The organism is Dietzia sp. B19 (assembly GCF_014145155.1).
Lineage (GTDB): Bacteria > Actinomycetota > Actinomycetes > Mycobacteriales > Mycobacteriaceae > Dietzia > Dietzia natronolimnaea.
Window position 1 is genome coordinate 1 of sequence record NZ_JAALED010000060.1, and the last position, 1,921, is coordinate 1,921.

Genomic DNA, 1,921 nt, shown 5'->3' on the forward strand with positions numbered 1-1,921 from the left:
CGGCTGGTGCGGGGCCCGTCCCGTCGTCGGGAATAGTCGCCGTCAGGCGTCCAGACGCTCGATGATCGTGACGTTGGCGGTGCCGCCGCCCTCACACATGGTCTGCAGGCCGTAGCGGCCGCCGGTGCGCTCGAGCTCGTTCAGCAGGGTCGCGAACAGCTTGGCTCCCGTGGCGCCGAGCGGGTGGCCCAGCGCGATGCCGCCACCGTTGGGGTTCACCCGGGCCGGGTCGGCGCCGATCTCCTTGATCCACGCCAGGACGACGGGGGCGAACGCCTCGTTGATCTCCACCACGTCGATGTCGTCGATCGTCAGTCCGGTCTTCTCCAGGGCCCACCGGGTGGCGGGGATCGGCGCGGAGAGCATCATCACCGGATCGTCGCCGCGCACGGTGAGGTGGTGGATCCGGGCCCGCGGCGTCAGGCCGTACTTCTCCACCGCCTCCGCGGACGCGAGCAGCCCCGCGGACGCCCCGTCGGAGATCTGTGACGCCACCGCGGCGGTCAGGGACCCTCCCTCGGCGAGCACCGGCAGTGAGGCCATCTTCTCGAGTGTGGTCTCACGGGTGGTCTCGTCCGACTCGAGTCCGGCCAGCGGAACGTACTCACCAGCGAACCGGCCCTCGGCGATCGCGGCGCGGGCGCGGGAGTGCGACTGCAGCGCCCACTGCTCCATCTCCTCGCGGGAGATGTCCCACCTGTCGGCCATCATCTGCGCGCCGTTGAACTGCGAGATCTCCTGGGCGCCGAAGCGCTCGACCCACCCGGTGGAGCCGGTGAACGGGTCGTCGAACCCGTACTCGCGACCCGCCAGCATGGCCGACGAGATGGGCAGGGCGCTCATGTTCTGGACTCCACCGAACAGCACCACGTCCTGGGTCCCGGACATGATCCCCTGGGCCCCGAAGTGGATGGCCTGCTGGCTGGATCCGCACTGGCGGTCGACGGTCGTGCCGGGCACGCCGAGGGGCATCCCCGCCGCGAGCCACGCGGAGCGCGCGATGTTGCCCGCCTGGGGGCCGATGGCGTCCACGCAACCGAAGATCACGTCGTCGACGACCTCCGGGTCGATCCCCGTGCGCTCGACGACGGCGCGGATGACGTGCGCGCCCAGGTCCGCCGGGTGCTGGCCGGACAGGCTGCCGCCGCGCTTGCCCGCGGGCGTCCGGACTGCGTCGATCACGTAGGCCTCGCGGCCGGTCACGCTGGTCATGTGTCTCCTCGTGAGGGTATGAGATCAGGATGGGATGGTGCTGATCAGTCGTCGGCCAGGCCGTCGAGCACGATGCGCAGGTACTGGTCCGCGATCGCGGCGTGGTCGTCGGCGTCCTCCGGCCGGTACCAGCGCACTGCCACCCAGACCGTGTCACGGAGGAACCGGTAGGTGAGCCGGATGTCGAGGTCGGGACGGAACTCCCCGGACTCCATTCCCCGACTCAGCACGTCGGTCCACATCTCGCGGAACTCGGTGTTGCGCTCGCGGAGGTAGTCGAACCTCGGATTGCCCCGGAGATGCTTGAGCTCGTCCTGGTAGATGGCCACCTCGTCGCGGTGGCGGTGGATGGCCTCGAACGAGACGCGCACCAGCCCCTCGAGGGTCTCCCGGGGCGACGACCCCGCGTCGACGATCCGCTGGTAGTCACCGAAGAGCGAGTCGAGGAATCCGCGGAGGATCTCGTCTACGATCGCCTCCTTGGACGAGAAGTGGTGGTACAGGCTGCCCGAGAGGATGCCGGCCGCGTCGGCGATGTCTCGCACGGTGGTGGCGCGGAGGCCGCGCTCGGCGAAGAGCCCGGCGGCGATCGCCAGGAGCTCCTCACGTCTGGTCGTGCTGGTCATTCGGCCACCCTACCAACCAAGCACTTGCTAGGTACAGGACACCGCGACCCGAGGCCTGCGGCGGCCGCGTCGGTCCGCCCGCC

General features: G+C 70.1%; 2 protein-coding genes. Both read right to left on the bottom strand.

The annotated features are described in order from the left end of the window. Positions 1-42: 42 nt before the first annotated feature. The gene (locus G6020_RS02475) at positions 43-1,212 is read right to left on the bottom strand and encodes an acetyl-CoA C-acetyltransferase (protein WP_182609554.1); all 1,170 of its coding nucleotides are present in this window, start codon (positions 1,210-1,212) and stop codon (positions 43-45) included. 44 nt (positions 1,213-1,256) lie between these two features. Next, a complete protein-coding gene (locus tag G6020_RS02480; RefSeq protein ID WP_182609555.1) occupies positions 1,257-1,838 on the bottom strand; it encodes a TetR/AcrR family transcriptional regulator in 582 nt (193 codons plus the stop codon). Between the last annotated feature and the right edge of the window lie 83 nt (positions 1,839-1,921).